The sequence below is a fragment of the Streptomyces sp. NPDC097981 genome, assembly GCF_040302565.1.
Taxonomy (GTDB): Bacteria; Actinomycetota; Actinomycetes; order Streptomycetales; family Streptomycetaceae; genus Streptomyces.
Window position 1 is genome coordinate 119353 of the sequence record NZ_JBEORW010000011.1, and the last position, 13478, is coordinate 132830.

A 13478-nucleotide genomic window follows, 5' to 3' on the forward strand; every position below is an offset into this window, starting at 1 on the left:
CCGCACTCCGTCCGTCCGGTGCGGCGCCCGACGCCCTGACCCCCGTCCCGTCCGACGGGGGCCGGGCCGCATCGGCCCCCCGGGACCCGTCCCGGGGGGCCGTCGTCGTCCCACACGGGACCGTCCCCCCCCCACCCCGCCGTCCCCGAGCTCCGCCCGGGCCCACGCCTGACGACGACCGGATCAACCCGGCGGCCGCCGCGGGGTGTTCAGCCGAGGTCGAGCAGCAGCACGTCGTGCAGGGGCGCCCCGGCCCACGGGCGTGCATCACCCACCTTGCGGTAGCCCCATGCGCGATACGCGGCCACGGCCGCTTCGCTGTCCGGGTGAACGTTGAGCAGGACCCGTTCGCAGTCGACGGCGGCGAGCAGGGTTTCGTGCAGACGGCGGGCGACGCCCTGCCGACGCCAGGCGGCGCGCACGGCGAGTTCCATCAAGCCGAAGGTTCGGCGGCCGTCCTCGCGGCACATATCCTCGGGCACCGGCTCCGTGAGTTGGTCCCACCACCCCGTCTGCGGACCCAGGGGGTATCCGTACGCCATGCCGACCGGCTCGCCGTCGTCAGCCGTCGCCAGGACGCCGAGGAACGTGCTCTTGCGGGTCTGGGCCCGGAAGCGACGGAAGGTGGCCGACATCGCCGCCTCGGTCTCGTCATAGGGCGGTTCGGCGAACACCTCGGCGTAGACCAGGCGGAACGCGTCCTGAGCCCTGGCCGCAGCCGAGCCGTCGAGCTGCTTGATGACGATTGGTACCGACTGGCTCATGTAGGCCTCTCAAGGGAGACGCGAGGAACAGAGCTACGGCGTAGCTTTGCGGTATGGCTTCTGAGCACTTGGGTGACCGGCTGAGCCGTCTTCGTCGTTTCGCCAATCTCACGCAGGAGGGGTTGGCAGAGCGGTCTGGCGTATCCGTGGACGTCGTACGCAAACTGGAACAGAAGCGGAAGCACAGCGCGCGACTGCCCACGCTGCACGCCTTGTCGAAGGGGCTGGGCGTCGAACTGACGAGCCTGCTGGGCGATCCGCCCGGGGTGCCGTCGAACGGTGAGGCGGATTCCCCGGCGCTCGTGGCCGTCCGGCGCGCGATCATGCCGCCGCTGTTCGCTCCTCCGGCAGAACCCGCAGGTGTCGAGCGCCTGTCGCTCCCCCTTCTGCGGGCCGAACTGGCAGCCGGATGGACCCTCTACCACTCGGCGGACTTCGGCCGTCTCATGAACTTACTGCCTGGCATCATCGCCGACGCCCGCCTCCTGGCCGCCGTCGGCAACGCAGACCAGCGGGCGGCCGGTCAAGCCGCACTCGGCAAGGCTCTGCAACTGGGTGGGCACCTGGCTATCCGTCTGGGAAAGACCGACCTCGCGCTCTCGGCTCTGGAGCGCGCCTACGCTGCCGCCGGGGACTCGTCGGACCCGTTGCTGGGCCCGATGCTGTCGAACTCCGTGGCGTGGGCCTATCAGCGCCAAGCCCGCCTGGACGACGCACGGAACCTGGCTGTCCATGCCGCGGACGCTGTGGAGCGGGAACACAGCGGTACGTCAGAGGGTGTCCGCGTATGGGGCGGGCTGCTGATGTCCGCAGCGACCTCGTACGCGCGGAGCGACGACTACGCAACCGCCAACGACATGATGGTCACCGCAGAGAAGGCGGCAGGCCGTCTGGCCACATTGCCTCCGCCGCCTGACGGCAAGCTGGTCTCGGTCTTCAGCCGGTCGTCCGTACGCATTGAACGAGTGCGCCTCGCCGTTCAGCACGAGCGGCCGGAGGAAGCCGTGACGCTGGCCAGAGGGATAAGGCTCAGCAAGGACACCCCTCCCTCGTGGCGTACGTGGCTGCTCTTGGATCTAGCCCGCGCCCACACGGACATGGGAGATGCCGCTGGGGCCGTGAACGCGCTCGAAAGACTGCGGAAGGTGGCCCCGGCGTGGCTGCGCCATCACACCTTGGCTGTGGCCATCGTGTCGGACCTATGGGCGGGACCGCACCACACCCCAGGTGTCCGGCAGTTGGCGGAGTTCCTGGGCATCACTGACTAAGAGCGCAAAAGTGGGACGTTGCGTCCCTGTAGTCCCTCGTCGGCCGACGAGAGCATCGCACCGTCCGGCAGACAACGCGAAGGATGCGGCATGGCTACAACGCGACAAGAGACGGCATCGACACGTCCGCTCGTTCCCGACACCTCCCAGGCTAGGGCGAAGGCCCTCAGCCACCCCACTCAGCAGCTTCTCGACCGCGCGCGGGTCGGCTGGGAGCGGTTCCTCGACTCCTTCGAGGGGGCGTCCGATGAGTGAGCCCGTCCCCCACCGCCTCCTGCACCGCCATGTCCGCGACATCGCGTCCGGTACCGAAGGCGAGCTGATGGCCGTGGTGAACGAGAACGTCTCCGGCAACGGAGCCGAGCAGTGGAGGCGGATGGCCTACATCCGCGGCCCGTCCGGTCTCGAATTCACCACCGCAGTAGGCAACATCGTGTCCGCCGACTACATCGACGCCTTGGAGGCCGGCTTGAACCGGCGGTGTCCACCGAACTGACCACGATCAGCCCCGGACGACCGCCGGACGCCGAACCGTGCGAAGCACGTGGCGATCTGACGCGCGCGGGCACGTCGCTGGGCACTCTGGTCGCCGGTTCGTGCAGGTAAGCCGCCCCGGCCCTGGATCAGAGGGAAGGGCTTGGTCGTCGGCGCACCTGGCCACAGAGGGCCCGCCGCTTCCCTGATACAGCCACTGCTGCTGCCCGCCCCCTGACCGTCCTTCTGAGGCTTCCCGATGCCGACCAGCCAGGACCCGGCTCCCCACCCGCGGACGGGGGCGGGTGGGCAGGCGCCGGGGCGGGCCGGGCCGGGGCCGAGGGGGAAAGCGGGCGCGCGCCACGGGCCCGGACGCTCAGGCCCCGGACGGCGAGGGGGGCCGTCGCCCCGCCCCGGACCCCGCGTCAGGAAGAGCCGGGCGGAGCCGGCGGGCCGGGGGACGGAGTCCACCGCAGCGCCCCGAAGCCGGAAAGGCCCGCCAGGGCCGAGCCGTGCGAGGGACGCGTCAGGAGTGGGACGGCGAGGCCGAGGGGCGGACCAGCTCACCGAGGGTGGGGACGGATTCCGGGCGGCTGCGGACCGACTCCGTGCACTCCCACGCCCTCGGCGGATCCGCGTCCGGCCCGCCCAGGACCACCGGCCCCGGCCCCGCCGACACGGCTTCGCTGCCCGACAGCGTGCACACCACCTGCGACAGCGCCACCGGCTGCAGGTCCTCCGGCTTGCGGCTGATGCGTATCGTGCCCGCCGGGTCGCCGGTCCGCGTCGGCACGACCGTCAGCCCCACCGGGACCACGCTCGTGAAGCCCGCGTCCCGCTCCTCCGCCGACGGCTCCCGCTCCAGCGCCTCCAGCAGCGCCTCGGCGACCAGCACCACGGGGTCGCCCACCGGTTTCTTCTCCGGTACCGGCACCACCCGCTCCACGCCGACCAACTGCGATCCGCACACCAGCTCCACCGTGGCCCGGAAGCCCTGCACCCCGGTCTGCGGCCCCGGGTTGTCGCACGACACCCGCGACGGGGCCGCGCCGACGTCCACCGGCACCGTCGTCGCCCTGATCCCGCACCCGGACACCAGGCACGACAGGGCCCACAGCACCGCCGCCGCCCGGGCGGCCCTACGCGTCCCCGTCACCGGCGATCACCTTCCCCACATCCACCGGCAGCCGCAGCGTGAACAGCGCACCGCCCTTCGGCCCGTTGGCGGCGGTGATCTCACCACCGTGGATGTGCGCGTTCTCCACGGCGATCGACAGGCCCAGCCCGCTCCCGTCCGACTTCGGCCGCGAGGCGCTCGCCTTGTAGAACCGGTCGAAGACGTGCGGCAGCACCTCTTCCGGGATGCCCGGCCCGTTGTCCTGGACGGCGATCACCAGCCACTCGCCCTCGACGACCACCGACACCCGCACCGGCGAGCCGCCGTGCTTGAGCGCGTTGCCGATCAGGTTGGCGAGGATGACGTCGAGCCGGCGGGGGTCGAGGCGCGCCACGATGCCCCGCTCGGCGTCCAGTTCGACCGCGTCGAGCCATGCCCGCGCGTCGATGCACGCCGTCACCTGGTCGGCGACGTCCACGTCGTCCAGCACCAGCCGCGCCGTCCCCGCGTCGAAGCGGGTGACCTCCATCAGGTTCTCCACCAGGATGTTCAGCCGGCGCGTCTCGCTGACCACCAGCCCGACCGCCGGTGCGATCATCGGATCGAGGTCCTCGACCTCCTCCTCCAGCACCTCGGCGACCGCCGTCAGCGCAGTCAGCGGAGTGCGCAGCTCGTGCGACATGTCCGCGACGAAGCGCCGGCTGGCCTCCTCCCGGGCGCTCATGTCGGCGACCTTCTTCTCCAGCGCCTCCGCCGTCTTGTTGAACGTGTGCGACAGATCGGCGAGTTCGTCGGTGCCCGACACGTCGAGCCGGTGGTCCAGCTCGCCCTCGCCCAGGCGCCGCGCCGCGTCTCCCAGCCGCTGTACGGGCTTGAGGACGGTCCGTGCCGCGGCCTGCGCCAGCAGCGCGGACCCGAGCAGGGCGAGGCCCGTGGCGATGGTCAGCGACCAGCCCAGCGCGTTCAGGTCGTCCCGCTCCTGCGCCAGGGACTTGTACATGTAGCCGGTCGGCCCGCCGCCCACGATCCGCGTCCCGCCGACCAGGTACGGATTGCCGTTCGGCTTCGTGCGCTGCCAGTACATGTGGTACTCGGCGTCGTTCGCGGCCGTCGCCTTCTGCCGGTCGTTCACCGCACGCTGCAGCGAGCCCGGTACTTTGTCCAGCCCGAAGGCGTCGGGGCCGGACGCACCGAACACCTTGCGGCCGTCCTTGCGTTCGTCGACCAGCAGCACGCTGTAGCCGGGGCTGCTGCCCGCCATCAGCTCGGCGGTGCGCTGCATCTCCTCGGGCGTCGGGTCGGCGGGCAGCGCCGCTGCCCGGAGCTGCATCTCCTGGCGGAAGTCGCCGAGGGCCGCGTCCTGGGTACGGGTGAGCACCGCCTCGCGGTTGAGCCAGTACGCGATCCCGGACGCGGACACCGCGGCCACCAGCGCGACCAGGGAGAACACCATCAGGAGCCGCAGCCGCAGGCTGGTCCAGCGCCGGCCCGCGAACAGAGCTTTGATCACTGCGGCGAGTCCAGGCGGTAGCCGACACCACGGACGGTCCGGATGAGGGTGGGCGAGGACGGTACTTCCTCGACCTTGGCGCGCAGCCGTTGCACACAGGCGTCCACGAGCCGGGAGTCGCCGAGGTAGTCGTGCTCCCAGACCAGCCGCAGCAGCTGCTGGCGGGAGAGCGCCTGCCCGGGCCGGCGGCTGAGCTCCAGCAGCAGCCTCAGCTCGGTCGGCGTCAGCTGGAGGTCCTCGCCGTTCTTCGTCACCGTCATCGCGGCCCGGTCGATGACCAGGGACCCGAACATCGCCGAGTCGCTGGCCTCCCGCTCCCCGCGGCGCAGGACGGCCCGGATCCGGGCGTCGAGCACCCGGCCCTGGACGGGCTTGACGACATAGTCGTCGGCACCCGACTCCAGGCCCACGACGACATCGATGTCGTCGCTGCGGGCGGTGAGCAGGATGATCGGCAGCTGGTCGGTGCGGCGGATCCGCCGGCACACCTCGAAGCCGTCGATCCCGGGCAGCATGACGTCCAGCACGATCAGGTCCGGCCGCTGCTCGCGCAGCAGTTTCAGGCCGTCCTCGCCCGTCGCCGCAGTGGCCACACGGTGGCCCTGGCGAGACAGGGAGAGTTCGAGGGCCGTGCGGATGGCGTCGTCGTCCTCGATCAGCAACAGGAAAGGCACGGGCTCATTCTGTCCCATCGACCGTCGGGAGTTCGACCGTCGGGTCGAAGGGATCGCACGGGGGCCGCTGTGACAGGCCTGTGACAGTCGGCGGACACCCCGGTTAAGTCGGCCGGGCAGTCTTCTGTCAACGAAACCGAGCAGGATCCGAAGCAGACTCCACGACGGGGGGCGCGAGATGAACACGCTGCACAGCACCAGCACCAGCGCGGTTGTCACGCGGCTGCACGATGTGAACCGCCGGGCAGGTGCCCGTTCGGTGACGGTCGCCCGTCCGCGGCCGGCGCACACGGTGGCCATCGACGCGAACACGTACGGGCCTTCCGTCCCGGTGCAGCGCACGCCCGAGCTCTCCGCCACCTCGGAGGCCGAGTTCACGGCGTACGTGCAGGAGCGGCGGGCCGCCCTCTACGCGACGGCCTTCCACCTGACCGGTGACCGCTACGAGGCCGAGGACCTGCTCCAGAGCGCGCTGTTCTCCACGTACCGCGCCTGGGACCGGATCAGCGACAAGGCGGCCGTCGGCGGGTACCTGCGGCGGACGATGACGAACCTGCACATCAGCGCGTGGCGTCGGCGCAAGCTCAACGAGTACCCGACGGAGGAGCTGCCGGAGACGGCCTCCGACACGGACGCGATGCGGGGTACGGAGCTGCGCGCGGTGCTGTGGCAGGCGCTGGCCCGCATCCCGGAGCCGCAGCGCACGATGCTGGTGCTGCGCTACTACGAGGGCCGTACGGACCCGGAGATCGCGGAGATCCTGGGGATCAGCGTCGGCACCGTGAAGTCGAGCATCTGGCGGTCGCTGCGCCGGCTGCGGGACGACGAGGTGCTGAGCTTCGGCCGCGACGAGGCGGAGTCCTTCGAGGAGCTCGTCGCGTAACGCGGCACACCACAGACCATGGGCCAGGGGGCCCGTCCTACGGGGGTGGGGCGGGGGTCCGCGGGGGGAGAGGGCGGGATCAGGCGGCCGGGGGTCCGCGTGGTCCCGCCTTCTCGTATATACGGGTATACGGGCTGAACGGGTCGCAGCCCGCAGCGGGGCGCTGACGCAGGCCGGTCTGGGGGCTCCGGCCGGGCCACTGGGGCTCCGGCCCGAACCCGCGCCTCAAACGCCGGCGGGCCGGGTTCGCTACGCCGGGGCGGCGGTGCGGTGGCGGCCCGCCGCGCAGGCGGCCAGCCGGCCGAGGGCCTCGTCCCGGCCGCAGGCGTGGGCGCCGAGGGCGGTGTGCCGGGCCACGATGCCCCGCTCCGCCCGCATCAGCCGCCAGCCCCTGCGCAGCAGGAACGGCAGCGACTTGCGGCCCTCGCGCAGGTCCCGCGCCAGCCGCCGCCGGAACGTCGTCGACGGCCGGCCGCGCAGGCAGATGGCATCGGCCAGCAGCCCCAGCTCCTGGCAGCGGGCCACGATGTCGGCCGCGAAGATCCCCTCCGCGATGAAGAGCGGGGTGCGCGAGATGTCCAGCGTCTCCGTACCGGTACGGGAGGACGTGGCGATGGAGTACACCGGCACCGCCGTACGGCCCGACGCGCAGAGTTCCACGACGGCCGCGACGGCCGCTTCGGCGTCCCACGACAGCGGGGAGTCCCAGTCGATGTCGGAGCTGCCCTCGACCAGCGGGAGGGTCGGGTCGTCGCCCTCCTTGTAGAAGTCGTCCAGGCGCAGCACCGGCAACCCGGACCGGGCGGCCAGCGAGGACTTGCCGGAACCCGAAGGCCCGGTCAACAGGACGACACGCGTAGGCGAAGGAGAGGAGGAGCTCACGGAACACAAGTGTGAACCATTCCCCCGCGCAGGGGATGCCTCCGGCGGCAGGTTGGTATCCAGGATCACACCTCAACTACGCTGCGTGCGCACGCGACTACGACCTCAGGCGGGATTCCCATGGCACGTCACGCAGCCCCCGGCAGCTCAGCGCTGCGCTCCGCAGGCCTCACGCTCTCCATGGCCGGCGCGGCCCTGGCCATGGCCGCCGGCGGCGCCCAGGCCGGTGAGCTCTCGGTCCCGGCGGCCCTCGCCGGGGTCACCGGCCCCCTCGCGGACCTCAAGGTGAATCCGCTGGCCCACACCGGCGTGGACCCGCTCGACAACGGCGTGGCCACCAAGGTCGCCGATTTCCCGGCCGTGGGCACCGGCATGGTCACCGGGACGCTGACGCAGGGCCCCTCGGTCGGCGAACTGCCGGCCGCCGCCACGTCCTCGATGCTGGGGCCGCTGCTGCCGGGCACGAAGTAGGCGAGGGCACGACGCACGCCGGCCCCGGCAGCGCGCGGGACGCGCTGCCGGGGCCGGTTCGTGTCGGCTTCCGCCTGCGGGGCTGGGCCCCCTAGTACGAGGAGCCGGACGCGCCCAGGGAACCCGTCGGGTGCCAGACCGTCTTCGTCTCCAGGAACGCCGTCATGCGCGACGTGCCCGGGTCGGCGCTCCAGTCGTCCACAGGCTGTGGACGCAGGACGCGCTTGAGGTTGTCGGCCGCCGCGATCTCCAGTTCCTTGGCCAGCGCCGCATCGGCACCCGCCAGGTCGATCGCGTTGACGTCCTGGTGGGACGCCAGGTGCGGGCCCATCTCGGCGGCCTTGCCGGAGAGGATGTTGACCACGCCGCCCGGCAGGTCGGAGGTGGCCAGCACCTCGCCCAGGGAGAGGGCCGGGAGCGGCGCGTTCTCGCTCGCGATGACGACGGCGGTGTTGCCCGTCGCGATCACCGGGGCGATCACCGAGACCAGGCCCAGGAAGGACGAGTCCTGGGGGGCGACGACCGTGACGACACCGGTCGGCTCCGGGGTGGAGAGGTTGAAGAACGGGCCCGCGACCGGGTTGGCCCCGCCCACGATCTGGCCGATCTTGTCGGTCCAGCCCGCGTACCAGACCCAGCGGTCGATGGCCGCGTCGACGACCGCGGCGGCCTTCGACTTGGACAGGCCCTCGGCTTCGCCGACTTCGCGGACGAACTGCTCGCGACGGCCCTCCAGCATCTCGGCGATGCGGTAGAGGATCTGCCCGCGGTTGTAGGCGGTCGCGCCCGACCAGCCGCCGAAGGCCTTGCGGGCCGCGACGACCGCGTCCCGCGCGTCCTTGCGGGAGGACAGGGGGGCGTTGGCCAGCCACTTGCCCTTGGAGTCCGTCACTTCGTACACCCGGCCGCTCTCGGAGCGGGGGAACTTGCCCCCGACGTACAGCTTGTAGGTCTTGAAGACGTTCAGACGGGTCGACTCAGACATCGAGGTAGCCCTCCAGGCCGTGGCGGCCGCCCTCGCGGCCGAAGCCCGACTCCTTGTAGCCGCCGAAGGGCGAGGTCGGGTCGAACTTGTTGAACGTGTTGGCCCAGACGACGCCCGCACGGAGCTTGTTCGCGACCGCGAGGATGCGCGAGCCCTTCTCCGTCCAGATGCCGGCGGACAGGCCGTACTGGCTGTTGTTGGCCTTGGCGACGGCCTCGTCGGGCGTGCGGAAGGTCAGCACCGACAGCACCGGGCCGAAGATCTCGTCGCGGGCGACGGTGTGCGCCTGGGTGACGTTCGTGAAGAGCGTCGGGGCGAACCAGTAGCCGGAGGAGGGCAGCTCGCACGCCGGGGACCAGCGCTCGGCGCCCTCGGCCTCGCCGGTCTCCGCGAGCGCGGTGATCCGGGCCAGCTGCTCGGCGGAGTTGATCGCGCCGATGTCGGTGTTCTTGTCGAGCGGGTCGCCCAGGCGCAGGGTGCTCAGGCGGCGCTTGAGGGAGTCCAGCAGCTCGTCGTGGATCGACTCCTGGACCAGCAGGCGCGAGCCCGCGCAGCAGACCTGGCCCTGGTTGAAGAAGATGCCGTTGACGATGCCCTCGACGGCCTGGTCGATGGGGGCGTCGTCGAAGACGATGTTGGCGCCCTTGCCGCCCAGTTCCAGGGTGACCTTCTTGTCCGTACCGGCGACCTGGCGGGCGATGGCCTTGCCGACCGCGGTGGAGCCGGTGAAGGCGACCTTGTTGACGTCCGGGTGCTCGACGAGGGCCGCGCCCGCGTCGCCGTAACCCGTGAGGATGTTGACGACGCCCTTGGGCAGGCCCGCCTGACGGCAGATGTCCGCGAAGAACAGCGCGGAGAGCGGGGTGGTCTCGGCGGGCTTGAGGACGACCGTGTTGCCGGTCGCGAGCGCCGGGGCGATCTTCCACGCGAGCATCAGCAGCGGGAAGTTCCACGGGATGACCTGGCCGGCCACGCCGAGCGGGCGCGGGTTCGGGCCGTAGCCGGCGTGGTCGAGCTTGTCGGCCCAGCCCGCGTAGTAGAAGAAGTGCGCGGCGACGAGCGGGAGGTCCGCGTCGCGCGTCTCCTTGATCGGCTTGCCGTTGTCGAGGGTCTCCAGGACGGCCAGCTCGCGGCTGCGCTCCTGGATGATCCGGGCGATGCGGAAGAGGTACTTGGCGCGCTCGGAGCCGGGCAGCGCGGACCAGGTCGCGAAGGCCTTGCGGGCGGCCTTGACGGCGCGGTCGACGTCGGCGGCGCCGGCCTGGGCGACCTCGGAGAGGACTTCCTCGGACGACGGCGAGACCGTCTTGAAGACCTTGCCGTCGGCGGCTTCGGTGAACTCGCCGTCGATGAAGAGCCCGTAGGAGGGGGCGATGTCGACGACGGAACGCGACTCGGGGGCCGGTGCGTACTCGAAAAGGGATGCCATGGTGATCAGTCCACCGTCACGTAGTCGGGACCGGAGTAACGCCCGGTGCTCAGCTTCTGGCGCTGCATGAGCAGGTCGTTCAGCAGGCTGGAGGCGCCGAAGCGGAACCACTCGTTGGTCAGCCAGTCCTCGCCCGCGGTCTCGTTGACCAGGACCAGGAACTTGATGGCGTCCTTGGTGGTGCGGATGCCGCCGGCCGGCTTCACGCCGATCTGGATTCCAGTCTGCGCCTTGAAGTCGCGGACGGCTTCGAGCATCAGCAGGGTGTTGGCGGGGGTGGCGTTGACGCCGACCTTGCCGGTGGAGGTCTTGATGAAGTCGGCGCCCGCGAGCATGCCGATCCAGGAGGCCCGGCGGATGTTGTCGTACGTCGACAGCTCGCCGGTCTCGAAGATGACCTTGAGGCGGGCGGCGGTGCCGTCGGGGCGCACGCACGCCTCCTTCACGGCCTTGATCAGCTCGTACGTCTCCAGGTAGCGGCCCGCGAGGAAGGCGCCACGGTCGATGACCATGTCGATCTCGTCGGCGCCGGCGGCGACGGCGTCATGGGTGTCCGCGAGCTTGACGGGCAGCGCGGCGCGGCCGGCCGGGAAGGCGGTCGCGACGGAGGCCACCTTGACGTCGGCGCCGTTCAGGGCGGCCTTGGCGGTGGCCACCATGTCGGGGTAGACGCAGACCGCGGCGGTCATGGGAGTCGTACGGTCGGTCGGGTCGGGGTTGACGGCCTTGGCGGAGAGCGCTCGGACCTTGCCCGGGGTGTCCGCACCCTCAAGCGTGGTCAGGTCGATCATCGAAATGGCCAGGTCAATGGCGTACGCCTTGGCCGTGGTCTTGATCGAACGGGTACCGAGCGCGGCCGCGCGGGCCTCCAGGCCGACGGCGTCTACGCCGGGCAGCCCGTGCAGGAAGCGGCGCAGCGCGCTGTCGGACGTCGTCACGTCAGCGAATGCGGTGAGGGTGGTGGGCATGGTCACCAGATGAGCATATCTACGCGCGTAGCGGCCTGTCACCCCCCACGGGTGCACATCTGTGCGGGGTCGGCCACATCCGGGCGCGGCCGGGGGTGGATCGGGGCCGGGCCACGGACCGCTGACCTCCGCTTTTCCTGTTACATGGCAAGGACAGGAACCCCATACTCCAGTCGAACAAAATCCGTAAATTTCTCTTCAGCAGCCCGCCAGACCTCACCGGATGAAAGCCCCGACAGAGAAAACGCGGCATGCGACTCTCCCACCTATCCGCGACACAGTTTCCAGGAGTCGTTATGCGTTCCGTCCTCCGCACCTCGATCGTCACCGCCGCCCTCGCCGGGGCGCTGCTGGCTCCCGCCGCGACCGCGCTCGCCGCGACCGCCCCGCAGAGCGCAACGGCGGTGACTGCGGCCGTGTCGGCCAACGACCGCTACGCGGGCGAGCCGGTCTACGTCGGCAACGGGATGGTCGCGGTGCTGCGCAACGAGACCGAGGGCCCGGAGGCCTGGATCCGCTACGTGGGTGACCAGTGGAAGCCTGGCGACGACTACATGGTCCATGTCGTGGCCCTGGTCAGCCGCCAGCAGACCACCGCCGAGGCCCACGGGGCGTCCTTCGAGCTCACCAAGGCGCAGACGGCCTCCCCGGTGCTCGTCGTCACCACGAAGGGCGTCGCCAAGTCCTACCCGCTGCCCAAGGGCAAGACCGGCCAGGTCTGCTCGGCCGAGAAGACGCAGATCATCGGCGGCGGCATGAACGCCAAGCTGTCGATGTCCCCCGACGGCCCGCGGGCCGAGATCTGGGCCGCCGGCGAGGACACCGCCTTCCGGATCCTGGACCGCGGCTTCCCGGCGCTGCCCGAGTCGGCCGGCATCATCGCCCGCATCGTGAACCCGAGCGGCGCGGCGCCCGGCTTCGAGTGGAAGACCCAGGGCGGTGACACCCCGCTCGGCCGGACCTCCTTCCCTGCGCTGCCCAAGGGCTGCAAGCCGAACTACAAGGTCACGGAGGAGAAGGCCACCGACAAGCCCGCGCCGAAGCCCCAGCCGACCGCCGCGGCCTCCGCCAAGCCGGCCTCCGCCACGACGGCCGCCGACGTGAAGCCGCAGACGGGCGCGCAGACCGTGGTCGTCCCCCAGGGCGGGGTCGCCGCCGGCGCGGAGATCGCCGCCGAGGACACCGACAACACCGTCACCCTGGCGGCGGGCGGCGGCCTGATCGCGATCCTCGCCGGGCTCGGCGCGGCCTGGACCGCCCGCAACCGCACCGCCCGCAACCGCGGCTGACCCGCACCACCCGGACCGCCTCAGAACGCCCGGCCCTCCTCAGGCCACCGCACCACCCACACCCCATCCGGCGGGCCGCCCCAGTGGCGGCCCGCCGGGCCCGTTTCCCGGAGCACCCCATGGCCCACCGCGTCCGCCCCCTGCTCGCCACCGCCCTGCTCGGTCCGCTCGCCCTCGCCGCCCTGACCGGCTGCGGCGGCGCGCCGGCCGCGCCCACGCCTGCGCCGCACATCGCCACGGCAGCCGCCGCGCCGGCACCCACGGCGGCCTCGTCCGCCCCGGCGACGGCGGCGCCCGCCGCCCCGCTGCCCGCCTCCGAGCCGGTACGGGTGCGGATCCCCTCGGCCGGGGTGGACACGGGCCCGCTGCTGAAGCTGGGCCTGGCGGCCGACGGCACCGTCGAGGTGCCCTCGGTGGCGGACGGGGACCGGATCGGCTGGTACACCAAGGGCGTCACTCCGGGCGAGACCGGCCCGGCCGTACTGATCGGGCACTTCGACACCGCGCGCGGCCCGGCCGTCCTGCGCAACGTCTCGAAGATCCACACCGGTGACGAGATCACCGTCTCCCGCGCGGACGGCGGCGCCGCGGTCTTCCGGGTGCGCGAGCTGGAACAGGTCGACAAGAAGCACTTCCCGACCGCCAAGGTCTACGGGAACACCGCGGCCCCCGAGCTGCGGGTGATCACCTGCGGCGGCGAGATCACCGCCGGCCACCGCCCCGACAACATCATCGTGTACGCCGATCTCGTGGGCTGAGACGGC

General features: G+C 71.5%; 15 protein-coding genes. 7 read left to right on the forward strand and 8 right to left on the reverse strand.

The window, feature by feature from the left end:
- Positions 1-209 precede the first annotated feature (209 nt).
- The gene (locus tag ABTY04_RS13590; RefSeq protein WP_352213531.1) at positions 210-764 is read right to left on the reverse strand and encodes a GNAT family N-acetyltransferase; all 555 of its coding nucleotides are present in this window, start codon (positions 762-764) and stop codon (positions 210-212) included.
- A gap of 53 nt (positions 765-817) precedes the next feature.
- On the opposite strand from ABTY04_RS13590, the gene ABTY04_RS13595 reads away from it, so the two are divergent.
- The 3 genes from ABTY04_RS13595 to ABTY04_RS13605 all read left to right on the forward strand — a co-directional run bounded on the left by ABTY04_RS13595 (position 818) and on the right by ABTY04_RS13605 (position 2528).
- Positions 818-2032 carry a helix-turn-helix domain-containing protein gene (locus tag ABTY04_RS13595; RefSeq protein WP_352213532.1) on the forward strand — a complete coding sequence of 405 codons (1215 nt, stop codon included), beginning with the start codon at positions 818-820 and terminating at the stop codon, positions 2030-2032.
- A 90-nt stretch (positions 2033-2122) separates the two neighbouring features.
- Entirely contained in the window at positions 2123-2287 is a 165-nt protein-coding gene (locus tag ABTY04_RS13600; protein ID WP_352213533.1) for a hypothetical protein, read from the forward strand.
- Positions 2280-2528: a hypothetical protein gene (locus tag ABTY04_RS13605; RefSeq protein WP_352213534.1), complete on the forward strand. Its 249-nt coding sequence runs from the start codon at positions 2280-2282 to the stop codon at positions 2526-2528. Before ABTY04_RS13600 ends, ABTY04_RS13605 begins: the two co-directional genes overlap by 8 nt.
- A 504-nt stretch (positions 2529-3032) precedes the next feature.
- On the opposite strand, the gene ABTY04_RS13610 is transcribed toward ABTY04_RS13605, so the two are convergent.
- Genes ABTY04_RS13610 through afsQ1 form a run of 3 tightly spaced genes read right to left on the reverse strand, consistent with a single transcriptional unit; the run spans position 3033 to position 5807 of the window.
- Positions 3033-3662 carry a P-loop NTPase family protein gene (locus ABTY04_RS13610; RefSeq protein ID WP_352213535.1) on the reverse strand — a complete coding sequence of 210 codons (630 nt, stop codon included), beginning with the start codon at positions 3660-3662 and terminating at the stop codon, positions 3033-3035.
- The gene (locus ABTY04_RS13615) at positions 3646-5076 is read right to left on the reverse strand and encodes a sensor histidine kinase (protein ID WP_352213610.1); all 1431 of its coding nucleotides are present in this window, start codon (positions 5074-5076) and stop codon (positions 3646-3648) included. Before ABTY04_RS13615 ends, ABTY04_RS13610 begins: the two co-directional genes overlap by 17 nt.
- 53 nt (positions 5077-5129) lie before the next feature.
- Positions 5130-5807: a two-component system response regulator AfsQ1 gene (afsQ1, locus tag ABTY04_RS13620; RefSeq protein ID WP_199813692.1), complete on the reverse strand. Its 678-nt coding sequence runs from the start codon at positions 5805-5807 to the stop codon at positions 5130-5132.
- A gap of 178 nt (positions 5808-5985) precedes the next feature.
- Between afsQ1 and ABTY04_RS13625 the strand changes: the two genes are divergently transcribed.
- Positions 5986-6690: a SigE family RNA polymerase sigma factor gene (locus ABTY04_RS13625; RefSeq protein WP_352213536.1), complete on the forward strand. Its 705-nt coding sequence runs from the start codon at positions 5986-5988 to the stop codon at positions 6688-6690.
- Positions 6691-6939: 249 nt separating this feature from the next.
- Here the strand turns inward: ABTY04_RS13625 and ABTY04_RS13630 are convergent, their stop codons facing one another.
- Entirely contained in the window at positions 6940-7638 is a 699-nt protein-coding gene (locus ABTY04_RS13630) for a uridine kinase family protein (RefSeq protein WP_502996632.1), read from the reverse strand.
- 54 nt (positions 7639-7692) lie between these two features.
- Here ABTY04_RS13630 and ABTY04_RS13635 point away from each other — a divergent pair, with 54 nt between their 5' ends.
- Positions 7693-8043, forward strand: a complete 351-nt coding sequence (locus ABTY04_RS13635) for a hypothetical protein (RefSeq protein WP_352213538.1) — start codon at positions 7693-7695, stop codon at positions 8041-8043.
- Positions 8044-8134: 91 nt separating this feature from the next.
- Here the strand turns inward: ABTY04_RS13635 and ABTY04_RS13640 are convergent, their stop codons facing one another.
- Genes ABTY04_RS13640 through deoC form a run of 3 tightly spaced genes read right to left on the reverse strand, consistent with a single transcriptional unit; the run spans position 8135 to position 11425 of the window.
- The gene (locus tag ABTY04_RS13640) at positions 8135-9028 is read right to left on the reverse strand and encodes an aldehyde dehydrogenase family protein (protein ID WP_352213539.1); all 894 of its coding nucleotides are present in this window, start codon (positions 9026-9028) and stop codon (positions 8135-8137) included.
- Positions 9021-10457 (reverse strand): aldehyde dehydrogenase family protein, encoded by a 1437-nt coding sequence (locus ABTY04_RS13645; protein WP_352213540.1) that lies wholly within the window; start codon positions 10455-10457, stop codon positions 9021-9023. Before ABTY04_RS13645 ends, ABTY04_RS13640 begins: the two co-directional genes overlap by 8 nt.
- A gap of 5 nt (positions 10458-10462) precedes the next feature.
- The gene (deoC, locus tag ABTY04_RS13650; protein WP_352213611.1) at positions 10463-11425 is read right to left on the reverse strand and encodes a deoxyribose-phosphate aldolase; all 963 of its coding nucleotides are present in this window, start codon (positions 11423-11425) and stop codon (positions 10463-10465) included.
- 296 nt (positions 11426-11721) lie between these two features.
- Here deoC and ABTY04_RS13655 point away from each other — a divergent pair, with 296 nt between their 5' ends.
- Together ABTY04_RS13655 and ABTY04_RS13660 are read left to right on the forward strand one after the other, a co-directional pair.
- The gene (locus tag ABTY04_RS13655) at positions 11722-12714 is read left to right on the forward strand and encodes a hypothetical protein (protein WP_352213541.1); all 993 of its coding nucleotides are present in this window, start codon (positions 11722-11724) and stop codon (positions 12712-12714) included.
- A 119-nt stretch (positions 12715-12833) separates the two neighbouring features.
- The gene (locus ABTY04_RS13660; protein WP_352213542.1) at positions 12834-13472 is read left to right on the forward strand and encodes a class F sortase; all 639 of its coding nucleotides are present in this window, start codon (positions 12834-12836) and stop codon (positions 13470-13472) included.
- Positions 13473-13478: the final 6 nt, after the last annotated feature.